Source organism: Gemmobacter sp. (assembly GCF_016792925.1).
Taxonomy (GTDB): Bacteria; Pseudomonadota; Alphaproteobacteria; order Rhodobacterales; family Rhodobacteraceae; genus Gemmobacter.
This window is the reverse complement of record NZ_JAEULU010000197.1, coordinates 1-2,019: the sequence shown is the minus strand read 5'-3', so window position 1 is coordinate 2,019 and position 2,019 is coordinate 1. Positions and strand designations below refer to the sequence as shown.

Here is a 2,019-nt window from a genome sequence, read left to right as displayed (position 1 = left end):
GATGCTGAAGCCGAATCCGCCGGCCCCGACGAGAACTGGCGGTTCTGGCAGGAACAGATCAACACCGCTCTGGTCGTTGAACGCCGGTGGCGCCGCGAGGCCCTGCATGCCGAAAACCTCTATTTCGGCCCCGATGAGGACAGCGGCGGCGGCGACAGCGCTTCGGCGCCGCTCGAGAACCGCATCACCGATGAAACCGGCCTGATCCATTCCAACATCGAAGTCCTCAAACCGCTGGTGTTCTCCGAAACCCCGACGCCCATCGTGCAACGCCGGTGGCGCGGCGACGGCAAGTCCGATGCTACCGACCTGATGGCGGCAGAGGCGGGGCAGCGCATCGCGTCATGGATCCTGCAGGAATCCGATTTCGACGCCGCGATGGAGCGCAGCCGGGATGACTGGCTCATCGCCGGCCGGGGCTCGGCCCGGGTTCTCTATCGCGCCGAGTTCGGCGAACAGGTCGAACCCGACCCGCTGACCGGGGAGCAGGTTGTCACCGAAACCAAGACGCACGAGGAGGTTCTGGCGCGCGGCAATGAATGGCGCCGCGTGGTCATCGCCCCGGCGGCGGGCTGGGACCAGGTGCCGTGGATCGCATTTGAAATCCCCATGACCCGGTCGCGGATCGAGAAGCGGTTTCCAGAACACAAGGCGCGCTTCGCCTATGGCACGGCGGGGCTGAAGGGCAGGGCCCGCGCCTTCGGCGATGAGGACCGCGAGGACCGGACGCTGGTCGGCAGTCTGGACAGGTCGGGTGAGCCGGTGGTCAACCCGTTCGACACCGCGACGGTCTGGGAAATCTGGAACCGGGAAACAAGAACCGTGGTGTGGTGGTCGCCGGATTGCCGGGGCGCGGTGCTGGACAAGCAGGACGATCCGCTTGGCCTCGAGAAGTTCTTCCCCATGGCCAAGCCGCTGATGGCGACGACTCGCGGTGACAGCCTCAACCCGCGCCCCGATATCTCCTATTACGCCGAGCGGGCCAAGGAAATCGACACCGCGACACGCAAGATGAAGGAATTGCTGGGCGTGCTGGCCGTGGCTGGCCTGTTCCCCGGTGCCGACAGCGAAACCGTGAAGGCGCTGATGTCGGGCAAGAACCAGCTGATCCCGGTGCAAAGCTGGATTTCCCTGATGAGCAAGGGCGGCACCTCGAGCCTGATCCAGTGGCTTCCGCTTGACGCCATCATCACCTGTCTTACGGCGCTGCAGAACATGCGGGAGGCGGCGAAACAGGCGATGTTCGAGGCTTCCGGCGTCTCCGACATCATGCGGGCGCAGGGCGACCCCAACGAAACCGCGACGGCGCAGCAGATCAAGGGCCGATATGCCGGCCTGCGTCTCTCATCGAAGCAGCGCAGGATGGCGGTCTTCGCCCGCGACACGCTGCGTATCATGGTCGAGATCGCCCTCGAACTCTTCGACGGCGCACGACTGGCGCAAATCTGCGCCCTTGATATCCCCGAGACCGAGGCGGAACGCGCCGCCATCGCGGCCGCCGCTGAACAGGCCATGGCCGCCCATGCCGCAGCGATGCAGCAGTATCAGTTGCTTCAGCAGGCCGCGCAGGTGATGCAGCAGAACGGGCAGCAGGTGCCGCCACTTCCCCCGCCGCCTGAGCCGCCCAAGCTGGACCCGGTGCCGGAGACATCGTTCGAGGCGGTGCATGAACGGCTGCGCCGCGATTTCAGCCGCAAGATCACGGTCCAGATCGAGACGGATTCCACGGTGCTGGCCGACGAGCAGGCCGACAAGGAAGCCCGGATCGAGTTCCTGGGCGCCTTTGCCACCTTCGTTCAGCAGCTGGCGCCGCTGGCAGCGACGGGCCAGTTCGACATGAAGACGGTGAAGGAAATCCTGCTCTTCGGTGTCCGGGCCTTCCCGAAGAGCCGGACACTGGAAGGCCTGATCGCCCAGATGCCCGACGAACCCAAGGGCGAACAGCGCGAGGAAACGCAGGTCACCGTGGCCAAGATCAGGGCCGAGACCGACAAGCTACTCAAGGAAATGGATATGGCC

At 65.3% G+C, this 2,019-nt stretch carries 1 protein-coding gene; it reads left to right on the top strand.

The features are described from left to right. The coding region (locus tag JNN06_RS09275; RefSeq protein WP_291239305.1) for a hypothetical protein at positions 1-2,019 on the top strand (2,019 nt) is incomplete at both ends.